This is a genomic window from Cupriavidus sp. 30B13 (assembly GCF_049059565.2).
Classification (GTDB): domain Bacteria; phylum Pseudomonadota; class Gammaproteobacteria; order Burkholderiales; family Burkholderiaceae; genus Cupriavidus.
In genome coordinates, this window is sequence record NZ_CP188223.1 from 2,808,770 (window position 1) to 2,831,264 (window position 22,495).

Consider the following 22,495-nt stretch of genomic DNA (forward strand, 5'->3'; position numbering starts at 1 on the left):
AACACCCACAAGGCTCAGGCCGGCTGCGGGTCGCCCTCGCCCTGCTGCTTGGCGGTGTAGCGGTCGAGCAGGTGGAACAGCAGCGGATTGAGCACGATCGACAGCAGCGCGCCGGCCAGGATCAGCGCCTGGCCGCGCTCCGGCAGGATCTTCAGATAGACGCCGAGGCCGGCGAGGATGAAGGAGAACTCGCCGATCTGCGCCAGGCTGACCGCGATAGTCATGCCGGTGCGCGTGGAATGCCCGAACACGCGCACGATGCACAGCGCCGCCACGGACTTGCCCACCACGATGATGAACAGGGTGGCCAGCACGCCCCATGGATCGTTGATCAGGACCATCGGATCGAACAGCATGCCGACCGAGACGAAGAACAGCACCGCGAACGCGTCGCGCAGCGGCAGCGACTCCTCGGCCGCGCGATGGCTGAATTCCGATTCGGCCAGCACCATGCCGGCGAAGAACGCGCCCAGCGCGAACGACACGCCGAACAGCGAGTAGGCGCCGAACGCCACGCCCAGCGCCGTGGCCAGCACCGCGAGTCGGAACAATTCGCGGCTGCCGGTCCAGACGATGCGCTCCAGCATCCACGGAATGAAACGGCGGCCGATCACCAGCATCACCGCGACGAAGGCCGCGACCTTGCCCAGCGTGGAAAACACGGTGAACAGGATCTCGCCCGAGTCCGGCGCGGCGGCGGCACCGGCCCCCTCTCCCGTTGGCATGAGCAGCCCGGCAACTGCGGGCAGCAGCACCAGCGTCAGCACCATCGCCAGGTCTTCCACGATCAGCCAGCCCACCGCGATGCGCCCCTGCGGCGACTCCACCAGGTCACGCTCCTGCAACGCCTTGAGCAGCACCACCGTGCTGGCCACCGAGAGTGCCAGCCCGAACACCAGCCCCGGCCCCCACTGCCAGCCGAAGCCCCAGGCCGCGCCCATGCCGAGCACGGTAGCGATGGCAATCTGCACCACCGCGCCGGGGATGGCGATCTTCTTCACCGCCATCAGGTCCTTGAGCGAAAAATGCAGGCCGACCCCGAACATCAGCAGGATCACCCCCAGCTCCGCCAGTTCCGGCGCGAGCGCCTGGTCGGCGGTGTAGCCGGGCGTGTGCGGCCCCACCACGATCCCGGCGCACAGGTAGCCGATCAGCGGAGGCAGCTTGAGCCGGTTGGCCAGGGCGCCAAGAATGAATGCCAGGACAAGACCGCCGACGATGGTGCTGATGAGCGGGGTAGCGTGATGCATGCGTGGTGGGTTCCTCGTGGGTTGCCATGACGGCACTGACCGGGCAGCCCGCCCACCCCCGAGCGGCGCAAACGCCGGGGACCACGAGGCATCCCCGCGTGCCGCAACGGCGTCGGCGCCGGGAGGCCAGGGAAATACCACGCTGATCGAGGGAGAACGGGAACGGAAGTCTTGCAGCAGCCCAGGGGCGCCAATGCGGCGCTGCTCCATGCGGACGACAACGGCGCTCGGTCCGGCCCGGACAACGTCCGGGCACCCCGTGAAGACTACGCATGCAATGTAACACGATCATCCGCGCGGCAAAGCGCGGAATCGAAGTGCAATGTGGCCCTATAAGGCGGTCATCGACGGCCATCACCAAGGCCGGCTGCCATCTCCGGCCGCGGTCGCGGCCGGACGGAGGGAAAAAAACGCTGCCGGAATCTCTGCCGCTAAGCCGCCCGGGCAACCACCAGCGACAGACGGAACGTCGCCACCGTATCGCGCAGCTTGTGCGACTGTTCTTCCAGCGACTGCGCCGCCGCCGCGGCCTCCTCCACCAGCGCGGCGTTCTGCTGCGTGACCTCGTCCATCTGCCCGACGGCCTGGTTGACCTGCTCGATGCCGGTACTCTGCTCGCGCGACGCCGCGGCGATCTCGCCGATGATATCGGACACGCGCCGCACGGCCTGGCGCAGCTCTGTCATGGTCCGGCCGGCATCCTCCGCCTGCGACGAACCCTTGCGCACGGTGTCCACCGAGGTATCGATCAGGTCCTTGATCTCCTTGGCGGCGCTCGACGAGCGCTGGGCCAGGCTGCGCACCTCGCCTGCCACCACCGCGAAGCCGCGCCCCTGCTCGCCGGCGCGCGCCGCCTCCACCGCGGCATTGAGCGCCAGGATATTGGTCTGGAAGGCGATGCCCTCGATCAGGGTGGTGATCTCGGCGATGCGCGCCGAGCTGCTGCTGATCGCGCCCATGGTATCGACCATCTGCTGCACGGCGGTGGCGCCATGCTCGGCCACCTCGGCGGCGCTGTCCGCCAGCCCGCTGGCCTGGCGGGCGTTGTCGGCATTCTGCCGCACCGTCGCGGTCAGCTCCTCCATGCTGGCCGCCGATTCCTGCAGCGCCGCCGCCTGCTGTTCGGTGCGCGACGACAGGTCCGAGTTGCCGGCGGCAATCTGCTGCGCGGCCGTGCTGACGGAGTCGGTCGACAGCCGCACCTCGCGCAGCGCCGACGCGACGCGCTCGATCAGCTGGTTGAAGGCCACGGCGGTGCGCCCGATCTCGTCCTTGTGCCGCACCAGCGCGCGGCGGTCGAGGTCGAGCGAATCGCTGACGTAGCGCAGGGTCTCCTCGATCTCGGCGAGGCTGCCGTGGATGCGCCGGTAGAGCGAGTAGCCCATCGCGCCGCACAGCAGGAAAGCCAGCGCGATGATGGCCGAGAACACCAGCAGGGCCATCTCGTACGCCCCGCCGCTGCGGACCACCACCTGCTCGCCCAGGCTGGCGTTGTAGGCGACGTGCTCGTTGATGGCGGCGCGCAAGGCCACGGCGGCATCGTAAAGCGAACCGCCCATGATCATGCCGAGCGCGGCCGCGGTGTCGCCGGCCGCGAAGCGCGCGAGGAAGCGCTCGCGTTCCGCGCGGTACTGCTTGGCCGCGGCACGGTCGGCATCGAGCAGCTTGCGGTCGGCGTCGTCGGAAATGTTCTTGCGCTGATAGGCATCGACCGACTCGTCGAAGGCCTTGTCCGCCTCCGCCAGCGAGGCCATCGCCTCGGCCCGCCCGGCGTCGGTCGGCGACAGCGCATAGAGATAGGCGGCCAGCCGCATGCTGTTGACGACGTCGCGCAGGTCGCTCAGCGCCCGCACGCTGGCCAGCGTGTTGTCATTGAAATAGGAAAACCGCTCCTGCGCGGCGCGCAGTTGCCAGATGCCGCCCAGTCCCACGGCAAGCATGGCGAACAGGACCAGCGACAAGGTGGCTAGCAGACGTTGAGTGATATTCATGGCGCATGGTCGGCGCGCCGTGCGGCGGACGCCGATTCCCAGAGAAGGACAATGAAAGGAACGCCCGCAGGAAGACATGGCCCGGCGTACGCCGGGCCCACGTTCACGCGGGACCAGGACTTCTGCTTTCAAAGCGCTTTGACATCGTCAGATCTGGCGGAGCGTCTTTTGAACGACTCTGCATGCCTTTACGGCAGGTAGTTCGCGGCCTGAAGGGCTGATCGCACGAAAAGAGAGAAATTAATCGACGATGATAGGATTATTCCTATTTTTATCCGACGATCATGAAAAATGAACGACAAAGAGAGGGCGCGTCAAGCGTACCGGGAAAATCAAACACGCCGCGATGGCGCGCAGGAAGCGAGGAGAACGGCCGGACCGGCGGCGAAATGGGCCACGGGTGCCCGGAAAGCAAAAAGCGCCACCGGTGAGGGTAGCGCTCTTGTGCTTGACTGCTGGAGGCGGGGGTCGGAATCGAACCGGCGTACACGGCTTTGCAGGCCGCTGCATGACCACTCTGCCACCCCGCCGGGTGACTTTGCTGCTGGATTGTAGCCGCAATCGCCTGGCCCTGCCGGGGCCGCGCTGCGCACCACCATCACAAACAAAAAGGGAAGCGGCGCTTCCCTTTGGGACCTGGAGCGGGAGACGAGTCTCGAACTCGCGACCTCAACCTTGGCAAGGTTGCGCTCTACCAACTGAGCTACTCCCGCATTGGATTACTGCTGTTACTGCTGCACCGCCGAAGCCTGCCGACCATCGCGCGGCACACACCCACGCTGGCGAACATGGCAAAAACTGGAGCGGGAGACGAGTCTCGAACTCGCGACCTCAACCTTGGCAAGGTTGCGCTCTACCAACTGAGCTACTCCCGCATGTTCCTGCCGACTTCCTGGCTAAAACGCAACTTCTGCGCCGATACCGCTGCCATCTCGATGCGTTCTTGCCGTATTTCGCTTCGTTCGGTTTGTTTCGTCAGAAGCGAGAACAGGATTATTGCAAACCGGAACATCCTCGTCAAGCATATTTTTCACCGAAACATCATTTTTGCGCCGTGGCCTGCCCACCCAGGCCGCTGCGCTCGCGGATCTGCGGCCAGGCCAGCTTCATGTAGTAGAACATCGACCACAGCGTCATGAACGCCGCCACATAGATCATCCAGGCGCCGAGCACGGAAGCATCGACGATGCCGAGCAGGCTGTCGTTGAACAGCAGCAGCGGAATGGCGATCATCTGGAAAGTGGTCTTGAGCTTGCCGAGGAAATTGACGGCCACGCTCTTGGACGCGCCGATCTGGGCCATCCATTCGCGCAGGGCCGAGATGGTGATCTCGCGCCCGATGATCACCAGCGCGATCAGGTCGGCGACCCGGCCCAGTGCCAGCAGCGAAAGCAGCGCTGCGGCCACCATCAGCTTGTCGGCCACGGGATCGAGGAAGGCGCCGAAAGACGAAGTCTGGTTCCAGCGCCTTGCCAGGAAGCCGTCCAGCCAGTCGGTGACCGCCGCCACGATGAAGAAACCGGCGGCCGTCATGTTCTTGGCGTGCATCGGCAGCCATGCCTCGGGCAGGTAGTACACCCCCACCACGAGAGGAATCATGGCAACGCGGAGCCAGGTGAGCAGGATCGGTATATTCAGCGGCATTGGGGGGCTCGGGACGAGACAACGGCGGTAGCAATTCCGCGATTGTCGCTTATTTCAAGGACGGCCGATCATTTCCCGCCGCGCGGGCCGGCGCGCATGCCCGCGTCAATGCAGCTGGCGGTAGATTTCCTCGGCCAGCGCGTGCGAGATGCCGTCCACGCTGGCGATCTCGTCGATGCTGGCCGCCATCACGCCGCGCAGCCCGCCAAAGCGGGTCAGCAGCTTCTGGCGTCGGCGCGCGCCGACGCCCTCGATCTCTTCCAGCCGCGAGGTGGTGCGCACCTTGGCGCGGCGCGCGCGCATGCCGGTGATGGCGAAGCGGTGCGCCTCGTCGCGGATCTGCGCGACCAGCATCAGGGCCGCGCTGCCCTGCCCCAGCTCCAGCGACGGGCGCCCGTCGGCAAACACCAGGGTCTCCAGCCCGACCTTGCGGCCTTCGCCCTTGGCCACGCCGACCAGCAGGCCGGTATCGAGGCCAAGCTCCTCGAATACCTGGCGCGCCACCTCGACCTGGCCCTTGCCGCCGTCGATCAGCACGATATTGGGCACCAGCGCCAGCGCGCCCGCGGCTGCCCCCTGCCCTTCCCCGGCGCCGGGCTCCTGCGCCTGCTCCAGCATCTCCACCAGCTTCTGGTAGCGCCGCGTCAGCACCTGGCGCATGGCGGCGTAGTCGTCGCCGGGCGTGATGTCCTGGATGTTGTAGCGGCGGTATTCGGCGTTCTGCATCTCGTGGCGATGGAAAACCACGCAGGACGCCTGCGTCGCCTCGCCGGCGGTGTGGCTGATGTCGAAGCACTCCACGCGCAGCAGCGCCAGGTCTTCCAGGTCGAGCCCGATGGTCTCGGCCAGCGCCCGGGTGCGGGCCTGCTGGCTGCCCTGTTCGGCAAGCCGGCGCGACAGCGCGAGCGCGGCGCCCTGCTGCGCCATCTCGAGCCAGGCGCGCCGCTGCCCTTGGGGCTGGCGCACCAGCGAGACCTTGCGCCCGGCCTGCATCGAGAGCGCCTGCAGCAGCGTCTGGTCCGGCGGCAGGTGGCTCACCACCAGGATCGGCGGCACCGCCTGGTCGAGGTAGTGCTGCGCCATGAAGGCGGCCAGCACTTCGGCGGCAATGCGCTCGGCCGCGATGCCCGCGGCGGCTTCGCCCTCGGCCGGCACGCCCGCATCCTGGTCCGCATCCTCGTCCGCGACGATCATTGCGCCCTCTTCCACGTGGGCGGGGAAATAGGCCTTGTCGCCCAGATGCCGGCCGCCACGCACCATCGCCAGGTTGACGCAGGCGCGGCCGCCTTCCACCGCCACCGCCAGCACGTCGATATCGCTGGTCTGGCCGACCTCTTCCACCGCCTGCCGGCTGAGCACGGTGGACAAGGCGCCGATCTGGTCGCGCACCGCCGCGGCCTGCTCGAACTCCAGCCGGCCGGCATGCTCTTCCATCTTGGCCTGCAGCCCATCCAGCACTTCGCTCTGGCGGCCTTGCAGGAAGCGGGCGGCATTGCCGACGTCGCGTGCGTAATCCTCTTCGCTGATGGCGTTGACGCAGGGCGCGGTGCAGCGATGGATCTGGTGCAGCAGGCAGGGCCGCGTGCGGTTGGCGAAGACGGTGTCCTCGCAGGTGCGCAGCTGGAACACGCGTTGCAGGATCTGCATGCTCTCGCGCACCGCGTGCGCGCTCGGGAACGGCCCGAAATACTGGTGCTTGCGGTCGGTCGAGCCGCGGTAGTAGGCCATGCGCGGGAAGCGATGGCTGGTCAGCTTGAGGAAGGGATAGGACTTGTCGTCGCGGAACAGGATGTTGTAGCGCGGCGCCAGTGCCTTGATCAGGTTGTTTTCCAGCAGCAGCGCCTCGGCCTCGGTGCGCACCACGGTGGTCTCGATGCGCACGATCTTGGCCACCATCATGGCGATGCGCGGCGACGGCAGGTTCTTGTTGAAGTAGCTCGATACCCGCTTCTTCAGGTCGCGCGCCTTGCCTACGTAGAGCACGCTGCCCTGCGCGTCGAAATAGCGGTAGACCCCCGGCAGCCCGGGCAACTGGGCGATCACCGCCTTGGGATCGAACGGCGGCGCGGCTTCGGGGCCCGGCCCGGGGCCGGGTTCAGCGCTGGGTGCAGGGCCGGGTTCAGGGCCGGGTCCAAGACCCGCGCCGGCGGCCACCGGCGCGGGCGCGCCCGGGTTCTGGGTTTCGGGTTCCGGCTGAGGCATCGGGGAGGAATCGCGGGAGGGCATCGACCGTGTGGGAGCGGCCAGTCCGCGCTCGGCCGGCGGGCGGCGGCGCGACAGGCTCTAAAATCGCAAGTTTAGAGCAAATCCTTGCCGACTCGCGCCGCCATGCCCGCCACCCCTGCCCGCACCGTCCGCTCCTGGGACATCTTCTGCACCGTCATCGACAATTTCGGCGACATCGGTGTCTGCTGGCGCCTGGCACGGCAGCTGGCGCAGGAACACGGCCATGCCGTGCGCCTGTGGGTAGACGACCTGCACAGCTTCGCGCGCCTGGCCCCCGGGCTCGACGCGGACGCCGCGCGGCAGGTGCTGGCTGGCGTGGAGGTCCGCACCTGGCGCCGCCCCGACCAGGAGAGCGAGCAGGACAGCGCCGCGCGCTTCGCCGGCATCGCGCCGCACGATGCGGTCGTCGAGTCCTTTGCCTGCGACCTGCCGGCGCCCTTCCTGGCCGCGATGGCGGCACGCGCGCCGCGGCCGGTCTGGATCAACCTCGAATACCTGAGCGCCGAACCGTGGGTGCGGGAGCACCACCGCATGAGCTCGCCCCATCCGCGCCTGCCGCTGGTGAAGCACTTCTTCTTCCCGGGCTTCGAGGGCGGCACGGGCGGGCTGCTGCGCGAGTCCATGCTGGGCATGCAGCGCGCGCACCTGCGCGAAAGCCCCGCGGCGCAGGCGGCGCTGTGGCACCGGCTCGGCGCGCGGCCCATCGAAGGCGCGCTGAAGGCCAGCCTGTTCGCCTATCCCAACCCCGCCCTGCCGTCGCTGCTGGCGCAGTGGCGCGACGGCGCCGGGCCGGTGCAGTGCCTGGTTCCGGCGGGCCTCGCCGCGCAACAGGCAAGTGAATGGTTCGGGGCACCCCACGCGACGCCGGGCGATGTCTTCGCGGCCGGCAACCTGACGATGCACGTGGTGCCGTTCGTGCGCCAGGAGCACTACGACGAACTCCTGTGGCTGTGCGACATCAACTTCGTGCGCGGCGAGGACTCCTTCGTGCGCGCCCAATGGGCCGGGCGCCCGCTGGTCTGGCACATCTATCCGCAGGAGGACGCCGCGCACCTGGTCAAGCTCGATGCCTTCCTCGATTTGTTCGTGAAGCGGCTGGAGCACACCGGGCAGGCGCCGGCCGCCGCCGCGCTCGCCGCCTTCTGGCATGCCTGGAACGAGCCGGGCAAACCGCTCGACTGGGCGGCCCTGCGGGCACACCTGCCGGCGCTGCGCGAGGCCACCGAGCGATGGCAGCGCAGCCTGCAGCACCTCGGCGATCTGGCGGCAAATCTCGTGGCCTTCTGCGAAAATCAGGTAAAATAGTGGGTTGATTTGATGGCGACCGGGCCGGAAAACGGCGGTGGCGCGGCAGGATCCTGCAGGGCATGCCCGACGGCGTGCGGCACGGCATCCGCCGCGGTACCCGGGCGTAACTGGACGGGCCGCGTGCGCATGGCCGATGCCATGTGCCGGCAGCGCGCCTTCGCCATACTTCGCCACACCGAATTCCGAGACATTCTTTTTCAGGAAAACAGTTCAGATGAAAACCGCACAAGAACTCCGCGTCGGCAACGTATTCATGATCGGCACCGACCCGATGGTCGTGCAGAAGGCCGAGTACAACAAGTCGGGCCGCAACTCCGCCGTGGTCAAGATGAAGTACAAGAACCTGCTGACCGAAGCCCCGGGCGAATCGGTCTTCAAGGCCGACGACAAGTTCGAAGTCGTGATGCTGGATCGCAAGGAGTGCACCTACTCGTACTTCGCCGACCCGATGTACGTGTTCATGGACGCCGACTACAACCAGTACGAAGTCGAGCAGGACAGCATGGGCGACTCGCTGAACTACCTCGAAGACGGCATGAACGTCGAAGTGGTGTTCTACAACGACAAGGCCATCTCGGTGGAAATGCCCACCACGCTGGTGCGCGAGATCATCTATACCGAGCCGGCCGTCAAGGGCGACACCTCGTCGGGCAAGGTGCTCAAGGGCGCCAAGATCAACACCGGCTTCGAGCTGCAAGTGCCGCTGTTCTGCAACATCGGCGACAAGATCGAAATCGACACCCGTACCGGCGAATACCGCAGCCGCGCCAACTGAGCGCGATCGGTCCGCTGCCGCCCGCCACGGGTGGCGCAACGGGAAAAAGGGCAGCCTCGGCTGCCCTTTTCCTTTTGCCTGCCCGGCGGGCGCATCGTCACGCGATCAGGCCGTGCCCTTTCAGCTCGCGCAGCGCGCCCGCGTAGTCCGGGTCCTGCACCAGCTTGTTCCACGCCAGCGGCTTGCGGCGGCCGAACAGCTTGCGGATGCGGCGCTGCGACGCCTTGCCGGCGTCGACATCGAGCTCGTTGAGCAACTGGTCGGCGCGCTCCGGGCTGTTGCAGATCAGCACCATGTCGCAGCCCGCGCCGAGCGCCGCGCGCGCGGCCTCGGTGACGGTGCCCGCCACGCTGGCGCCTTCCATGCTCAGGTCGTCGCTGAATATCACGCCCTCGAAGCCGAGCTGGGTGCGCAGGATGTCCTGCAGCCAGAAACGCGAGAAGCCGGCCGGGCTCGGGTCGACCTTGGGGTAGATCACGTGCGCCGGCATCACCGACGCCAGCGCCATGCCCATCCATTCGTAAGGCCGCGCATCCTGCGCCAGGATCTCGTCGAGGCTGCGCTCGTCCACCGGCACCGCCACGTGCGAGTCGGCGGCGACGAAGCCGTGGCCGGGGAAATGCTTGCCGCAGTTCGCCATGCCGGCCAGCAGCAGGCCGTGGGTCAGGTGGTTGGCCAGCATGGTCACCACGCGCGGGTCGGCGTGGAAGGCGCGGTCGCCGATCACCGCGCTGCGGCCATAGTCCAGGTCCAGCACCGGCGTGAAGCTCAGGTCGATGTCGCAGGCGCGCAGCTCGGCCGCCAGCACGTAGCCGCACTGCACGGCGGCCTTGGTCGCGGCCAGCACGTCGCGGTCCCACAACTCGCCCAGGCGGGCCATCGCCGGCAGGTGGGTAAAGCCGTCGGTCCGGGCGCGCTGCACGCGCCCGCCCTCGTGATCGATGCAGATCAGCACGTCGTCGCGCACGGCACGGATGTCATGGGTGAGCGCCTGCAGCTGCGCGCGCGACTCGAAGTTGCGCGCGAACAGGATCACGCCGCCGGTCAGCGGATGGGAAATGCGCCGGATGTCTTCCGCGTCGAGCTGCTTGCCTTTGACGTCGAGCACGACGGGACCCGGGCGCTTGCCGGAAATCTTGTGGATCATTTGGGTTCTTCACTAGGCTGGGAAGCGAGCGGCGCGCCGCCGCCGGGAGCGGCGCCGCCAAGCTCGGCGATCGCAAAGGCGACCGCGTAATCGTGTTCATCGCTGACCGTGACCCGCACCGCGACGCCGCGCGCGCGCAGCCACGCATCGAGCTCGCCGTGGCAGAGCGGATACGGCTCGCCGGACGGCAGGTTCAGCAACTCCATGGCGCGCCACGTCATGGGCCAGCGCATGCCCAGCCCGATGGCCTTGGAGAAAGCTTCCTTGGCGGCGAAGCGGGTGGCCAGGAAGGCCAGCCCGCGCTTCTCGGAGCGCGCGCGGCGCGCGTGGTACTTCAGCAGTTCCTGCGGCCCGAGCACCTTCTCGGCAAAGCGCCCGCGCGTGCGCTCCATCACGCCCTGCACGCGGTCGATCTGGATGATGTCGGTGCCGATGCCGTAGATCACGCTGCGGCGTCCGGGCGCGGATAAGTGGTGCCGAGGCGCGCCGCCACCATGATGGCCTTCATCTCTCGCACCGCGTTCTGCCAGCCGGCGAAGACCGCGTGCGCGACGATGGCGTGGCCGATATTGAGTTCCTTGATGCCATGCAGGGCCGCCACCGGCTGCACGTTGGTGTAGTGCAGGCCGTGCCCGGCATTGACCACCAGCCCGAGCCGCACGCCGGTGTCGACGCCGTCGGCGACGCGCTGCAGTTCCGTGGCCTGCTCGGCCGGCGTATGCGCATCGGCATAGCGGCCCGTGTGCAGCTCGACCACGGGAGCGCCGCAGGCGGCGGCGGCCTCGATCTGCTCGGCCTGCGCATCGATGAACAGCGACACGCGGATGCCGGCATCGGCCAGCTGGCGGCAGGCGGCCTTGACCTGCTCGAAGCGCCCGGCCACGTCCAGCCCGCCTTCGGTGGTGACTTCCTCGCGGCGCTCGGGCACCAGGCAGACGTCCTGCGGGCGGATCGTGCAGGCGATGTCGAGCATCTCCTGGGTGATCGCGCACTCCAGGTTCATGCGCGTGGCCAGCAGCGGGCGCAGCGCGTGCACGTCGGCATCGCGGATATGGCGGCGGTCTTCGCGCAGGTGCAGGGTAATCAGGTCGGCGCCGGCCTGCTCGGCCTGCAACGCGGCCTGGATGGGATCGGGGTAGACCGTGCCGCGCGCGTTGCGCAGCGTGGCCACGTGGTCGATGTTGACGCCAAGGTCGATGACGCCGGGATGCGCGTGGAAAATCATGCGGGCGAGCTCAGAGATAGTGCAGGTCGATCAGGATCTGGCGCGTCTTCAGCGGCGCGCCTTGCAGATAATAATGCAGCAGGAAGCGCATCAGCGCACGGCTTTGCGTCACGGTCTGGGGCCGGCGGTAGTCGTCCTGCGACATGTCGAGCAGGGTCTGCCCGGACACCACCGGCCACGAGGACGGATCGCTCGGCTGGGCCCGGCGCACGCCGCGCTCCGGCTGGTACACGTAGTCATGCCCGGGCTCCACCGCTTCGCCCGAGTTCGCGCATTCGTCGAAGGCCACCGCAAAGCCGGTCTCCTGCAGCAGCACGCGCTCGAAGCTGCGCAGCACCAGGCCGGCCTGCTCGCCGTGCGCGAGCCGCGTGAGCGTGGCCATGTACTGGCGGAACAGCGCCACGTGGGCATCTTCGCGCGGGCAGAAGCGCAGCAGCAATTCATTGAGGTAGAAGCCCGACAGCAAGGCGTCGCTGGCCAGCGGCAGCAGGCCGCCGACCCACTCCGCGCGCGTGAGCGTCTTGACCTCGCCGCGCCCGCTCCATGACAGCGAGATCGGCTGGAAGTGCTGCAGCACCGGGCGCAGCGCGGAATGCGGCCGCTTGGCGCCCTTGGCGACCATCGCCACGCGGCCGTGGTCGCGCGTGAACACGTCGAGGATCAGGCTGGTCTCGCGGTAGGGCCACGCATGCAGCACGAAGCCGGGCTGGTTGGCCACGCGCAGCTCGGTGCGCGGCGGCACGATGCGCAGCGCGCGGTCCATCATGGCGCGCTGCTCGGCCACCTCCATGCCGGGCACGGCATGACTGTCCAGCAGCTCGGCGGCCTCTTCCGCCACCGGATCGACGCGGCGGGCCTTCAGTGCCGGCCCGCCCGCTCTGTCATTCATAGCCGTAGGCGCGCAGTCCGGCTTCGTTGTCGGCCCAGCCGCTCTTGACCTTGATGAACATCTCCAGGTAGACCTTGCCGTCGAACAGCTTTTCCATGTCGATGCGGGCTTCGGTGGAGATGGTCTTGAGCTTGGCGCCCTTGTTGCCGATGATCATGGCCTTGTGGCCTTCGCGCTCGACCAGGATGGTGGCGAAGATGCGCCGCAGCCGGCCTTCGGTCTCGAACTTCTCGATGATTACCGTGCTGGTGTAGGGCAGTTCGTCGCCGGTCCAGCGGAACACCTTCTCGCGGATGATCTCGGAGGCGAGGAAGCGCTCGCTGCGGTCGGTCATGGAATCGGCGTCGTACATCGGCTCGCCTTCCGGCAGGTAGGGCCGGATGATGCCGAGCAGGCGCTCGATATGGTCATGCGTCTTGGCCGACATCGGCACCACTTCCGCGAACTGGAACTGGTGGCCCATCTTTTCCAGGAACGGCATCATCACCTCGGCGCGGTCCGCGCCGAGGCGGTCGAGCTTGTTGGTGACCAGCAGCACCGGCACCTTCTTGGGCAGCAGCGACAGCACCTTCTCGTCGTCGGGGCCGTAGTGGCCGGCCTCGACCACGAACAGCACCAGGTCCACACTCGACAGCGTGGACGTGACGGCGCGGTTGAGCGAGCGGTTCAGCGCGCTGGCGTGGCGCGTCTGGAAGCCCGGCGTGTCGACGAAGACATACTGCGCGTCATCGGTGGTCTGGATGCCGACGATGCGATGGCGCGTGGTCTGCGCCTTGCGCGAGGTGATGCTGATCTTCTGGCCGACCAGCGCATTCATCAGCGTGGACTTGCCGACGTTGGGACGCCCGACGATGGCCACGGTGCCGCAGCGGAACGCCGCGGAGGGGGTACCCGCGGCATCTGGCCGCGGATCGAGTGATTCGGTCATTCCTTCAACCTGAGAGACAACTGGGGATCGGGTGGCACCGGCTGCTTGCGGGTCTTGCCGGTACGCTCGGCCCGACTGCGCTTGAGCAACTGGGGCACGAGCTTCTGCACCTCGTCGAGCGCCAGCTTGGCGGCGGCCTGCTCCGCGGCGCGGCGCGACGCGCCGGTACCGAACACCCGCACTTCCAGTTTAGGCACGGTGCACTCGACTTCAAACTGCTGGTTGTGCGCCGCGCCGTGGGTGGCGATCACGTTGTATTGCGGCAGCGCTATCTTGTGGCCTTGCAGGTACTCCTGCAGCAGCGTCTTGGCATCCTTGCCGAGCGTGCGCGGATCGACCTGCTCGAGGATAGGGATGTACAACTTGCGGATCAGGGTGCGCGCGCCCTCGAAGCCGGCGTCGAGGAACACCGCCCCGACGATGGCCTCGAGCGCGTCGGCCAGGATCGAGGGGCGGCGGAAACCGCCGCTCTTGAGCTCGCCCTCGCCCAGGCGCAGCGCCTCGGACAGCTGCAGCATCTGCGCGATCTCGTACAGCGCCTGCTGCTTGACCAGGTTGGCGCGCACGCGGGACAGGTCGCCCTCGTCGAGCTTGCTGAACATGCCGTACAGCATATCGGCCACGGCGCAGTTGAGCACCGAATCGCCGAGGAACTCCAGGCGTTCGTTGTGCAAGGCGCTGTGGCTGCGGTGCGTCAGCGCCTGCTGCAGCAGTTCTGGCTTGCTGAAGCGGTAGCCGAGGCGTTGCTGCAAGGCGTCGAGGTTCATGTCAGTACTGCGTTCCCGAGTAGGTAATCAAAAGGCTCAGAGGGCCGTATAGCGGCACCTCGTTGCGGTAGGAAAACCCCACCGAGCGGATCGTGCCATTGTCATCCTCGTGGATATCCAGATCGTCGCTGCGCACGGCGGTGATACGGTCGATCTGTGCCTGCTTGTTGAAATAGTCGGCCACCTCGCGCCGGTTGGATGCCTGCTGCTTGGCATAGCTGACCGCGCGCTTGACCGAAAAATACTCCAGCACGCTCGGTATCGCCCTGATCGCGGGAATGACCACGCCCCCCACCACCAGGATGACCACCAGCAGGCTGCCCAGCGAAAAACCGCGCTGCCTGCCGTTCCCCGCCAGCCGTGCCCGCCGCCCCGCGGCAGCGCCGGCTGTTCGTCCCGATTGACCCATAATGCGCTTTCCCTCGCTTGAACGGAGTGGTTATACGCGCCGCGGGGAGGCTACTTGAACGATCCCACGCGTCCGATATTGCCGAGGTTCATCCAGATCAGGAACGCCTTGCCGACGATGTTCTGATCGGGAACGAAGCCCCAGTAACGTGAATCCAGGCTGTTGTCGCGGTTGTCGCCCATCACGAAATAGTGACCTTGCGGTACCTTGCAGATCAGCCCCTGCTGATTGTAAGTGCAGTTCTCGTGGAACGGAAAATCCGGATCGGCACCGGCGATGAAGGCCGGCCGGTCGGCATCGTTGAGGATACCGTGGGTCGGGCCGTCCGGCAGTTTCTCGTCGAAATGCTTGGAGTACGACAGGCGCTCCTCGTCGAGGTAGTCCGGCAGCGGCGCATATTCCGCCGGCTTGCCGTTGATGGTCAGGCGCTTGTTCTGGTAGCTCACCACGTCGCCCGGCACGCCGATCACGCGCTTGATGTAGTCGAGCGACTGGTCCTTCGGGTAGCGGAACACCATCACGTCGCCGCGCTGCGGCTCGCCGACCGGGATGATCTTCTTGTTCACCACCGGCAGGCGGATACCGTAGTCGAACTTGTTGACCAGGATGAAATCGCCGATCAGCAGGGTCGGGATCATCGAGCCGGACGGGATCTTGAAGGGCTCCACCACGAACGAGCGCAGCACGAACACCGCCAGGATCACCGGGAAGAAACTCGCCGAGTATTCCAGCCACCAGGGCTGGCGCAGCTTTTCCTCGGCCAGGCGGCTGCGCGAGGTGTCGATCTCGCCGGTGCCGTAGCGGCCCTGGAGATCGGCCCTGCGCGAATCGAACTCGGCCAGCGCGGCCTGGGCGGACAAGCGCCGCTGTTTTTCGAACACCAGCTTGTCGGCCACCCAGGCAATGCCCGTGATGACCACCAGCACAAAAAGGATCAGTGCAAAATTCATGACGGCTAGATCGTGGTGATGTTTTGTTAGAGTCCGCTTCGCCCGCGGCCGGGCGCAAGCCCGGCCCCGTCGTCCTGCTGCCTTACAGCCCGGTTCGTCTTACTTGTCGCTCACCTGCAGGATCGCCAGGAAGGCTTCCTGGGGAATTTCCACCGTGCCCACCTGCTTCATGCGCTTCTTGCCCGCCTTCTGCTTCTCGAGCAGCTTCTTCTTGCGCGAGATATCGCCGCCGTAGCACTTGGCCAGCACGTTCTTGCGCAGCGCCTTGACGTTCTCGCGCGCAATGATGTTCGAGCCGATGGTGGCCTGGATGGCCACGTCGTACATCTGGCGCGGGATGATCTCGCGCATCTTGGCCACCACCTCGCGGCCGCGGTACTGCGAGTTGCTCCGGTGCACGATCACCGACAGCGCGTCGACCTTGTCGCCGTTGATCAGGATGTCGACCTTGACCACGTCGGCGGCGCGGTACTCCTTGAACTCGTAGTCCATCGAGGCGTAGCCGCGCGACACCGACTTGAGCCGGTCGAAGAAATCCATGACGATCTCCGCCATGGGGATCTCGTAGGTGAGCTGCACCTGCTTGCCGTGGTAGCTCATGTTGATCTGCGTGCCGCGCTTCTGCGTGCACAGCGTGATCACCGAGCCGACGTAGTCCTGCGGCATGTACAGGTTGACCGTGACGATCGGCTCGAGGATGTCCTCGATGCGGCTCGGGTCCGGCATCTTGGCCGGGTTTTCCACGGTCAGCATGGTGCCGTCGCGCATCTTGACCTGGTACACCACCGTCGGCGCGGTGGTGATCAGGTCCATGTCGAACTCGCGCTCCAGGCGCTCCTGCACGATCTCCATGTGCAGCAGGCCCAGGAAGCCGCAGCGGAAGCCGAAGCCCAGCGCCTGCGACACTTCGGGCTCGTACTGCAGCGAGGCGTCGTTGAGCTTGAGCTTCTCGAGCGATTCGCGCAGTGCCTCGTACTGGTTGGCCTCGACCGGATACAGGCCGGCGAACACCTGCGGCTTGACTTCCTTGAAGCCCGGCAGCGGCTCGGCGGCCTTGCGCGCCATGGTGGTGATGGTGTCGCCCACCTTGGCGGCCTTCAGCTCCTTGATGCCGGCGATGACGAAGCCCACCTGCCCGGCCGTCAGCGACTCGCGCTGCAGCGACTTGGGCGAGAACACGCCGACCTGCTCGACCAGATGCTGCGAGCCGGTGGCCATCAGCAGCACCTTGTCCTTGGGCTTGAGGGTGCCGTTGACCACGCGCACCAGCATCACCACGCCGACATAGTTGTCGAACCACGAGTCGATGATCAGCGCCTGCAGCGGCGCGCTGGCGTCGCCCTTGGGCGCGGGCACGCGGGCGATCATGGCCTCGATCACGTCCTGCACGCCGACGCCGGTCTTGGCCGAGCACGGCGTGGCGTCCTGCGCGTCGATCCCGATCACTTCCTCGATCTCGCGGATGGCGTTTTCCGGGTCGGCCTGCGGCAGGTCGATCTTGTTGAGCACCGGCACCACTTCCACGCCGAGCTCGATCGCGGTGTAGCAGTTGGCGACGGTCTGCGCCTCCACGCCCTGCGAGGCGTCCACCACCAGCAGCGCGCCTTCGCATGCGGACAGCGAGCGGCTCACTTCATAGCTGAAGTCGACGTGCCCCGGCGTGTCGATCAGGTTCAGGTTGTAGATCTGGCCGTCGCGCGCCTTGTAGTTCAGCGCCGCGGTCTGGGCCTTGATGGTGATGCCACGTTCCTTCTCGATGTCCATCGAGTCGAGCACCTGCGCCTCCATCTCGCGATCGGACAGGCCTCCGCAGAGTTGGATGATACGGTCGGCCAGGGTCGATTTGCCGTGGTCGATGTGGGCGATGATCGAGAAGTTGCGGATATGGTCCATCGGATGTTCAGGGGTGCGCCTTTTCTCGCCTGGAGGTGCCCGCCAGGGCACGCCGGGCGGCGCAGCGACTATGAACGGCCTGGAACCGGCACCCTGCCGGGCGCGCGCCGCTCCGGGCCGCAAGGTTGGTGACGCGGAATTTGCGCCAAAGCGCGATTTTACCGTACTTTCAAGGACTTCCGTATTGCGAAATGGCCTGCGCCGCCAGCCACGCCCGCACGCGCGGGACGTCGAGGAAATAGTGGCACAGCTCGTCGCCGGCACCGGCAGGCGTGCCGGTCGTCAGCACCGGCACCCGCTCGCCGAAGCGGGCCTCGGTGGCGGCGTCGCCATCGACGTCCACCTCGTGCAGGACAAAGGAAAAATCGCGCCGGAGCGGCTCCAGCGCGATTTTCATGTCCTCGCACAGATGGCAATAACTGCGGCCATACAGTGTGAGATCCGCCACGGGAACCCGCGCTAGCGCGAGGAAACCGTGCTCGGCCGCAGCGTCAGCACCTGGGTGGCGTCGCCGCGCCGGACGAAGACGGCGGCGATCTTGCCCTTGTCCAGGCCCTTGACCAGCTCGTTGAACTGGCGCGGGCTGGTCACGTCGCTGTCGCCCACGCGCAGGATGATGTCGCCCGGACGGATGCCGGCGCGCTGGGCCGGACCGTCGGCCTGCTCGACTTCCACCCCGGACTTGATCTTCAGCTCCTTGAGCTTGGCCTCCGGGATCTCGTTGACGATCAGCCCCAGCGCGTTGGGCTTGGCCGCCTGCGCGGTGCCGTCGTCGCGCGGCGCATTGCCGTTGCGCGCCTTGACCTTGGTGTCGGCATCCAGCTCGGCCACGGTGATATTGACGTCGCGCGTCGCGCCCTTGCGCCACAGCTGCAGCGGCACGCGCGTGCCCGGCTTGATGTCGCCGACCATGCGCGGCAGGTCTGAGGCTTTTTCGATATCGCGGCCGTTGAACTTGAGGATGATGTCGCCGGCCTCGATGCCTGCCTTCTCGGCGGGACCGCCCGGCTCCACGCTGCCTACCAGCGCGCCGCGCGCGCGGCCCATGCCGAGCGAGTCGGCGACTTCCTTGGTCACGTCGCCGATCGCCACGGCGATGCGCCCGCGCGTGACCTTGCCGCTCGCCTTGAGCTGCTCGGTCACGCGCATCGCTTCGTCGATGGGAATCGCGAAGGAAATCCCCATGTAGCCGCCGCTGCGGCTGTAGATCTGCGAATTGATGCCGATCACTTCGCCGCGCAGGTTGATCAGCGGGCCGCCCGAATTGCCCGGGTTGACGGCCACGTCGGTCTGGATGAACGGCAGGTAGTCGCCGGTGTCGCGCCCCTTGGCGGAGACGATGCCGGCGGTCACGCTGTTGTCCAGGCCGAACGGCGAGCCGATCGCCAGCACCCACTCGCCCGCGCGCACCTTGTCGGAATCGCCCAGCGTGAGCTTGGGCAGGCCGGTGGCGTCCACCTTGAGCAGCGCCACGTCGGTGCGCTTGTCCGAGCCGATCAGCTTGGCCTTGAATTCGCGCTTGTCCGGCAGCGTGACGTAGATGGTTTCCGCGTCGGCGACCACGTGCGCGTTGGTCATCACATAGCCGTCCTGGCTGATGACGAAGCCCGAGCCCACCCCGCGGCTCTGCTCCTCGCCCTGCGGCGGCTGGCCGCGGCGCGGCGCGCCCGGGGGCGTGGGCGTGCCGGGCGCGCCCGGCATCGGCACGCCGAAGAAGCGACGGAAGAACTCGGCCATCTCGTCGTCATCGGGGCCGGAATTGCCGCGCGCGCGCACCCGCTCGGTGGTACGGATATTCACGACGGCCGGCCCGGTCTTGTCGACCAGATCGGTGAAATCGGGCAGCCCGTAGGATGGCGCGGCAGCCTGCGCATGGCTCACTTCTGCGACCATCGGCGCAAACGCGAGAATGGCAGCCATGAGCACGGTCCGAGCCAAGGCTGGAGATCTTGGTGACATCATCGACTCCCGGAAATCAGCAAAAAGGAAGGAAACTGGGCTTCGGAGGGGCCGGATCGCGGCGCGCCAGCGGCGGGAAACGCCGTCGGCGGCCAGGATTGCGGGCCAGCTCAGTGCGCCTTCGGCGGCGGCTTATATTCTACTGCCGAGGCAAACTGGCGGACGGTGGCCGGCGGTACTTCGCCCACCACGGTGATCCAGAAATCGGCAACCCGCCGCACCACCACCTGGGTGGCGCCCAGCGAGGCGACGCCTTCGCGGCGCACGCGCTGCTCGGAAACGGGCTCGATGAATACCGACAGCCCGGTCAGCCCGTCGCTGTAGACGACCTGGAGCACCTCGAAGACCTGCCCGCGCGGATTGGCTTGCGGCGAACGCAGTTCGCCGAGCGGACGGCGGACCTCGCGGATCTTCAGGAAGCCCTTGACCGGAATCCCGATGCTCCAGCCTTCGTCGGCGATATTGGCCGGCTGATTGGTGACTTCGTAATGATTCCAGGAAGCGGAGTTCTTGATGGCGGTGAGAATGCGCTGCTTTTCCGAAGGCACGCCGATCTCGACCTGCGAGAAGGCAACCTGTTCGAGCACCTTGCCGCCCTCGCCCACGGTCTGGGCACGCATCAGCAGCCCGGAATTCCTGTCGGCCCACAACCGCACGCCATAGCGCGACGCATCGTGCGGATCCAGCGAGAACACCTCGCACTCGACCCCCGCCACGCGCTCGCCGGGCAGCTTGCGCATCTCGTAGATATCGAGAACATCGCTCTTGTTGGTGGCCAGCAAGGCCGGGAAGCGGTCCTTCGCCTCCTGCTTCTCCACCACCACCAGCTTGGCTTCGGGGATCAGGCTGTGGACGACGTCGTTCTGGCGCAGCACTTCGCGCGGCTTGCCATCCAGCGTTTCCAGCCGCTCGTATTCGTTGTTGGCCAGGTCGGTGTAATGCTGGATGCGCGAAGCATGCATCACGCTGCCGCGCTGGTAGATCAGCGTGCCGACATAATTCTCGCGCTGGGCCGCGCGGTGGATCTTGTTGAGCCAGGCCGTCGCGTCGCGCCGGGCCAGGGTATTGTCCGGCGGCTGCGCGCTTGCCGCAGCCGCAGTCAGACACAAGGCCAGAAAAAAGGACCTGCGAAGGGCCCTTATTCTGCGTGCGCCCGCTACATTGGCGGGCGACCATCCTTTATGCATGTCCGGCATTATTCCTGCGAATTGTCCTGAGAGAAGTTTGCACCGTTGACAACGGTACGCATGGTCGGGACGACCGCGTCGGTGGCAACCGATACCCGGTGGGCACGCAGGTATTCGTCAAGGCGCGGGTCGCGGATCATCTGCGCGCTGTCGGCGGAAACCGTCACGATGCCGCCGGCCTTCGGCACGGCGGGCTGTTCGGCGCGGGCGACCACGGCATCGGGCGTGCCGACGTCGGCGGCACCGCGCATTTGCGGCACCACCACCCAGCTCACGGCCGCCACGGCGGCGGCGATCGCCGTGCCGGGCATGACCCGCCGCACCCACGAGGGCTTGAACAGCAGGCGGTGCGCCGATGCCTGGGCCACCGCGGGCACCAGCACATGCGGTTCGCTGTCGAGACGCGCGGAAAAACGGGAGAGGAAATCGTCGGTCGAGCCGGCGTGCGTCAGTTCTTCCGAGCGCAGGGCGTCGCCGATCAGCTGGAACGTGGTCCAGCTCGCCATGCCGGCCTCGCTCTTGGCCAGATCCAGTACTGCGTTGACTTCGTGCGGCGCCAGCTCGCCATCCATCAGCACGGAGATCTGCTCCGCTGCTTCCACTACATGAACCGACTGCTTATGAGCCTGACCCATTTCCCACCCCTAGAAAAACCATTGAACACCGACAATCCCGTCTACCGCTTTGTCGTTTATCGATGCAGGAATAGGCTGCAACGCTGGCCGCACGACATTTTTCTTTACCACTTACCACCGCTTGCCCTCTGCCGTTCCCAGCAGCGGACGCAATTTCTCGGCAATCGCCTCGCGGGCCCGGAAGATGCGTGACCGGACCGTTCCGATCGGGCATCCCATCGCTTCCGAGATCTCCTCGTAGCTGAGACCTTCGATTTCGCGAAGCGTGATCGCCGTGCGCAACTCCTCCGGCAGCGCTTCCATCGCCCGGTTGACCGTTTCGGCCACCTGGCGGGTGTGAAGCATCGACTCCGGCGTATTGATATCTCTTAGTTGTTCGCCATCCGCAAAAGTTTCAGCCTCTTCGGCATCAATATCGCTGGTGGCTTCGGGCCGGCGCCCCTGGGTCGCCAGGTAGTTCTTTGCCGTGTTCACCGCAATCCGGTACAACCAGGTGTAGAACGCCGACTCGCCGCGGAATTGCGGCAAGGCACGATACGCCTTGATAAAGGCGTCCTGTGCCACATCCTCCACTTCCGCCGAATCCCGCACCAAGCGCGAAATGAGCCTGATGATCTTGCGGTGGTATTTCGCCACCAACAATTCAAAGGCCCGCTTGTCGCCCTTCTGGACGCGTTCAACGAGGAGCTGATCGGCTTCGCGTTCGCTCACGAATGGTTCACCTGCAGTGTATCTCTTGGTATCGTCTTCACGACAAACGTTGTATTTTACCTACGTAGCCCGGTGCACGGTCAGTGCGGCGCAACGCATTTTGTGACGAATACTTGCAAGGGGCCCCCATCACGCTGCCTCGCGCGCCGCGGCTTGTTCCCGCCGCGCGACGCCAAGTGCGCGCCGCAGCGCCCGCAAGGAATCCGGGGCCGCCACGCCAGGGCCAATGATCAACATCCGCGGCGGCCGGCCGCTTGCCGGCTCCAGCGCGACCACCAGCGCCAAGCTGCCCAGTTCCCAGCACGAAACCACCCGTGCCAGCGCGTTCGCCCCGTCATGCCCGCGGACCTGGATGGCCGGCCGCCCGGCGCCGTCGCGCCCTGGCGCCAGTCCGGCATAGGTGCAGCCGGCAACCCGCCAGAGCGCGGGCCAGTGGCTCAAGAGCCAGACGCAAGCAGCAGCAAGAAGGAGCCACGGCAGCCATTGCGCCGGATCCCGGCCTTCGGGGGACCGGCCCAGGCTCCATGCGGCCTCGCGCGCGAGCAGCGCGAACGCCGCCAGTTCGCAAGCCAGGAACAGCACCAGAACCCATCGCAAGCGA

General features: G+C 66.6%; 21 protein-coding genes and 3 tRNA genes. 2 read left to right on the forward strand and 22 right to left on the reverse strand.

The features are described from left to right. Positions 1-14: 14 nt before the first annotated feature. The 7 genes from ybaL to uvrC form a co-directional block, all read right to left on the reverse strand. Positions 15-1,250: a YbaL family putative K(+) efflux transporter gene (ybaL, locus tag ACKI2N_RS12920; RefSeq protein ID WP_420996362.1), complete on the reverse strand. Its 1,236-nt coding sequence runs from the start codon at positions 1,248-1,250 to the stop codon at positions 15-17. Positions 1,251-1,681: 431 nt separating this feature from the next. Beyond that, positions 1,682-3,241 carry a methyl-accepting chemotaxis protein gene (locus ACKI2N_RS12925; protein ID WP_420996363.1) on the reverse strand — a complete coding sequence of 520 codons (1,560 nt, stop codon included), beginning with the start codon at positions 3,239-3,241 and terminating at the stop codon, positions 1,682-1,684. Between the two features lie 456 nt (positions 3,242-3,697). Then, positions 3,698-3,771: transfer RNA gene (locus tag ACKI2N_RS12930), tRNA-Cys, on the reverse strand. A gap of 107 nt (positions 3,772-3,878) precedes the next feature. After that, a tRNA-Gly gene (locus ACKI2N_RS12935) sits at positions 3,879-3,954 on the reverse strand. An 86-nt stretch (positions 3,955-4,040) separates the two neighbouring features. Further along, positions 4,041-4,116, reverse strand: a tRNA-Gly gene (locus tag ACKI2N_RS12940). A gap of 166 nt (positions 4,117-4,282) precedes the next feature. Continuing rightward, positions 4,283-4,885 carry a CDP-diacylglycerol--glycerol-3-phosphate 3-phosphatidyltransferase gene (gene pgsA, locus ACKI2N_RS12945; RefSeq protein WP_420996364.1) on the reverse strand — a complete coding sequence of 201 codons (603 nt, stop codon included), beginning with the start codon at positions 4,883-4,885 and terminating at the stop codon, positions 4,283-4,285. A gap of 105 nt (positions 4,886-4,990) precedes the next feature. Continuing rightward, the gene (uvrC, locus tag ACKI2N_RS12950; RefSeq protein ID WP_420996365.1) at positions 4,991-7,087 is read right to left on the reverse strand and encodes an excinuclease ABC subunit UvrC; all 2,097 of its coding nucleotides are present in this window, start codon (positions 7,085-7,087) and stop codon (positions 4,991-4,993) included. A gap of 126 nt (positions 7,088-7,213) precedes the next feature. On the opposite strand from uvrC, the gene earP reads away from it, so the two are divergent. Together earP and efp are read left to right on the forward strand one after the other, a co-directional pair. Continuing rightward, positions 7,214-8,416, forward strand: a complete 1,203-nt coding sequence (earP, locus tag ACKI2N_RS12955) for an elongation factor P maturation arginine rhamnosyltransferase EarP (protein WP_420996366.1) — start codon at positions 7,214-7,216, stop codon at positions 8,414-8,416. 217 nt (positions 8,417-8,633) lie between these two features. Continuing rightward, entirely contained in the window at positions 8,634-9,194 is a 561-nt protein-coding gene (efp, locus tag ACKI2N_RS12960) for an elongation factor P (RefSeq protein WP_020205123.1), read from the forward strand. A 97-nt stretch (positions 9,195-9,291) separates the two neighbouring features. On the opposite strand, the gene nagZ is transcribed toward efp, so the two are convergent. The 15 genes from nagZ to ACKI2N_RS13035 all read right to left on the reverse strand — a co-directional run bounded on the left by nagZ (position 9,292) and on the right by ACKI2N_RS13035 (position 22,491). Beyond that, the gene (gene nagZ, locus ACKI2N_RS12965; protein WP_420996367.1) at positions 9,292-10,341 is read right to left on the reverse strand and encodes a beta-N-acetylhexosaminidase; all 1,050 of its coding nucleotides are present in this window, start codon (positions 10,339-10,341) and stop codon (positions 9,292-9,294) included. Continuing rightward, complete coding sequence (gene acpS / locus ACKI2N_RS12970; RefSeq protein ID WP_420996368.1) at positions 10,338-10,787, reverse strand: holo-ACP synthase; 450 nt, start codon at positions 10,785-10,787, stop codon at positions 10,338-10,340. Before acpS ends, nagZ begins: the two co-directional genes overlap by 4 nt. Then, positions 10,784-11,566, reverse strand: coding sequence for a pyridoxine 5'-phosphate synthase (gene pdxJ / locus ACKI2N_RS12975; protein ID WP_420996369.1), 783 nt, complete (start codon positions 11,564-11,566; stop codon positions 10,784-10,786). Before pdxJ ends, acpS begins: the two co-directional genes overlap by 4 nt. Positions 11,567-11,576: 10 nt before the next feature. Further along, positions 11,577-12,455, reverse strand: a complete 879-nt coding sequence (gene recO / locus ACKI2N_RS12980) for a DNA repair protein RecO (protein ID WP_420996370.1) — start codon at positions 12,453-12,455, stop codon at positions 11,577-11,579. Then, complete coding sequence (gene era / locus ACKI2N_RS12985) at positions 12,448-13,383, reverse strand: GTPase Era (RefSeq protein ID WP_420996371.1); 936 nt, start codon at positions 13,381-13,383, stop codon at positions 12,448-12,450. The genes recO and era overlap by 8 nt, the downstream gene beginning before the upstream one ends. Continuing rightward, entirely contained in the window at positions 13,380-14,150 is a 771-nt protein-coding gene (rnc, locus tag ACKI2N_RS12990) for a ribonuclease III (protein ID WP_020205117.1), read from the reverse strand. Before rnc ends, era begins: the two co-directional genes overlap by 4 nt. Before the next feature lies 1 nt (position 14,151). Continuing rightward, positions 14,152-14,559: a DUF4845 domain-containing protein gene (locus ACKI2N_RS12995; RefSeq protein ID WP_420996372.1), complete on the reverse strand. Its 408-nt coding sequence runs from the start codon at positions 14,557-14,559 to the stop codon at positions 14,152-14,154. A gap of 50 nt (positions 14,560-14,609) precedes the next feature. Then, positions 14,610-15,509, reverse strand: coding sequence for a signal peptidase I (lepB, locus tag ACKI2N_RS13000; protein ID WP_420996373.1), 900 nt, complete (start codon positions 15,507-15,509; stop codon positions 14,610-14,612). Positions 15,510-15,608: 99 nt separating this feature from the next. Continuing rightward, the gene (lepA, locus tag ACKI2N_RS13005) at positions 15,609-17,402 is read right to left on the reverse strand and encodes a translation elongation factor 4 (protein ID WP_420996374.1); all 1,794 of its coding nucleotides are present in this window, start codon (positions 17,400-17,402) and stop codon (positions 15,609-15,611) included. A gap of 169 nt (positions 17,403-17,571) precedes the next feature. Beyond that, a complete protein-coding gene (locus ACKI2N_RS13010; RefSeq protein WP_420996375.1) occupies positions 17,572-17,850 on the reverse strand; it encodes a glutaredoxin family protein in 279 nt (92 codons plus the stop codon). 11 nt (positions 17,851-17,861) lie between these two features. After that, a complete protein-coding gene (locus ACKI2N_RS13015; protein ID WP_420996376.1) occupies positions 17,862-19,322 on the reverse strand; it encodes a DegQ family serine endoprotease in 1,461 nt (486 codons plus the stop codon). A gap of 149 nt (positions 19,323-19,471) precedes the next feature. Further along, positions 19,472-20,548 carry a MucB/RseB C-terminal domain-containing protein gene (locus ACKI2N_RS13020; RefSeq protein ID WP_420996377.1) on the reverse strand — a complete coding sequence of 359 codons (1,077 nt, stop codon included), beginning with the start codon at positions 20,546-20,548 and terminating at the stop codon, positions 19,472-19,474. 8 nt (positions 20,549-20,556) lie between these two features. Then, the gene (locus ACKI2N_RS13025; RefSeq protein WP_420996378.1) at positions 20,557-21,183 is read right to left on the reverse strand and encodes a sigma-E factor negative regulatory protein; all 627 of its coding nucleotides are present in this window, start codon (positions 21,181-21,183) and stop codon (positions 20,557-20,559) included. Positions 21,184-21,294: 111 nt separating this feature from the next. Further along, positions 21,295-21,894, reverse strand: coding sequence for an RNA polymerase sigma factor RpoE (gene rpoE / locus ACKI2N_RS13030; RefSeq protein WP_020205109.1), 600 nt, complete (start codon positions 21,892-21,894; stop codon positions 21,295-21,297). A gap of 129 nt (positions 21,895-22,023) precedes the next feature. Beyond that, positions 22,024-22,491: a hypothetical protein gene (locus ACKI2N_RS13035; RefSeq protein ID WP_420996379.1), complete on the reverse strand. Its 468-nt coding sequence runs from the start codon at positions 22,489-22,491 to the stop codon at positions 22,024-22,026. Positions 22,492-22,495: the final 4 nt, after the last annotated feature.

What these genes read in the sequence shown, in the direction of transcription:
- ybaL (WP_420996362.1), bottom strand. Translation starts at nt 1,250, where the DNA reads ATGCATCACGCTACCCCGCTCATCAGCACCATCGTCGGCGGTCTTGTC.
- ACKI2N_RS12925 (WP_420996363.1), bottom strand. Translation starts at nt 3,241, where the DNA reads ATGAATATCACTCAACGTCTGCTAGCCACCTTGTCGCTGGTCCTGTTC.
- pgsA (WP_420996364.1), bottom strand. Translation starts at nt 4,885, where the DNA reads ATGCCGCTGAATATACCGATCCTGCTCACCTGGCTCCGCGTTGCCATG.
- uvrC (WP_420996365.1), bottom strand. Translation starts at nt 7,087, where the DNA reads ATGCCTCAGCCGGAACCCGAAACCCAGAACCCGGGCGCGCCCGCGCCG.
- earP (WP_420996366.1), top strand. Translation starts at nt 7,214, where the DNA reads ATGCCCGCCACCCCTGCCCGCACCGTCCGCTCCTGGGACATCTTCTGC.
- efp (WP_020205123.1), top strand. Translation starts at nt 8,634, where the DNA reads ATGAAAACCGCACAAGAACTCCGCGTCGGCAACGTATTCATGATCGGC.
- nagZ (WP_420996367.1), bottom strand. Translation starts at nt 10,341, where the DNA reads ATGATCCACAAGATTTCCGGCAAGCGCCCGGGTCCCGTCGTGCTCGAC.
- pdxJ (WP_420996369.1), bottom strand. Translation starts at nt 11,566, where the DNA reads ATGATTTTCCACGCGCATCCCGGCGTCATCGACCTTGGCGTCAACATC.
- recO (WP_420996370.1), bottom strand. Translation starts at nt 12,455, where the DNA reads ATGAATGACAGAGCGGGCGGGCCGGCACTGAAGGCCCGCCGCGTCGAT.
- era (WP_420996371.1), bottom strand. Translation starts at nt 13,383, where the DNA reads ATGACCGAATCACTCGATCCGCGGCCAGATGCCGCGGGTACCCCCTCC.
- rnc (WP_020205117.1), bottom strand. Translation starts at nt 14,150, where the DNA reads ATGAACCTCGACGCCTTGCAGCAACGCCTCGGCTACCGCTTCAGCAAG.
- ACKI2N_RS12995 (WP_420996372.1), bottom strand. Translation starts at nt 14,559, where the DNA reads ATGGGTCAATCGGGACGAACAGCCGGCGCTGCCGCGGGGCGGCGGGCA.
- lepB (WP_420996373.1), bottom strand. Translation starts at nt 15,509, where the DNA reads ATGAATTTTGCACTGATCCTTTTTGTGCTGGTGGTCATCACGGGCATT.
- lepA (WP_420996374.1), bottom strand. Translation starts at nt 17,402, where the DNA reads ATGGACCATATCCGCAACTTCTCGATCATCGCCCACATCGACCACGGC.
- ACKI2N_RS13015 (WP_420996376.1), bottom strand. Translation starts at nt 19,322, where the DNA reads ATGGCTGCCATTCTCGCGTTTGCGCCGATGGTCGCAGAAGTGAGCCAT.
- ACKI2N_RS13020 (WP_420996377.1), bottom strand. Translation starts at nt 20,548, where the DNA reads ATGCATAAAGGATGGTCGCCCGCCAATGTAGCGGGCGCACGCAGAATA.
- ACKI2N_RS13025 (WP_420996378.1), bottom strand. Translation starts at nt 21,183, where the DNA reads ATGGGTCAGGCTCATAAGCAGTCGGTTCATGTAGTGGAAGCAGCGGAG.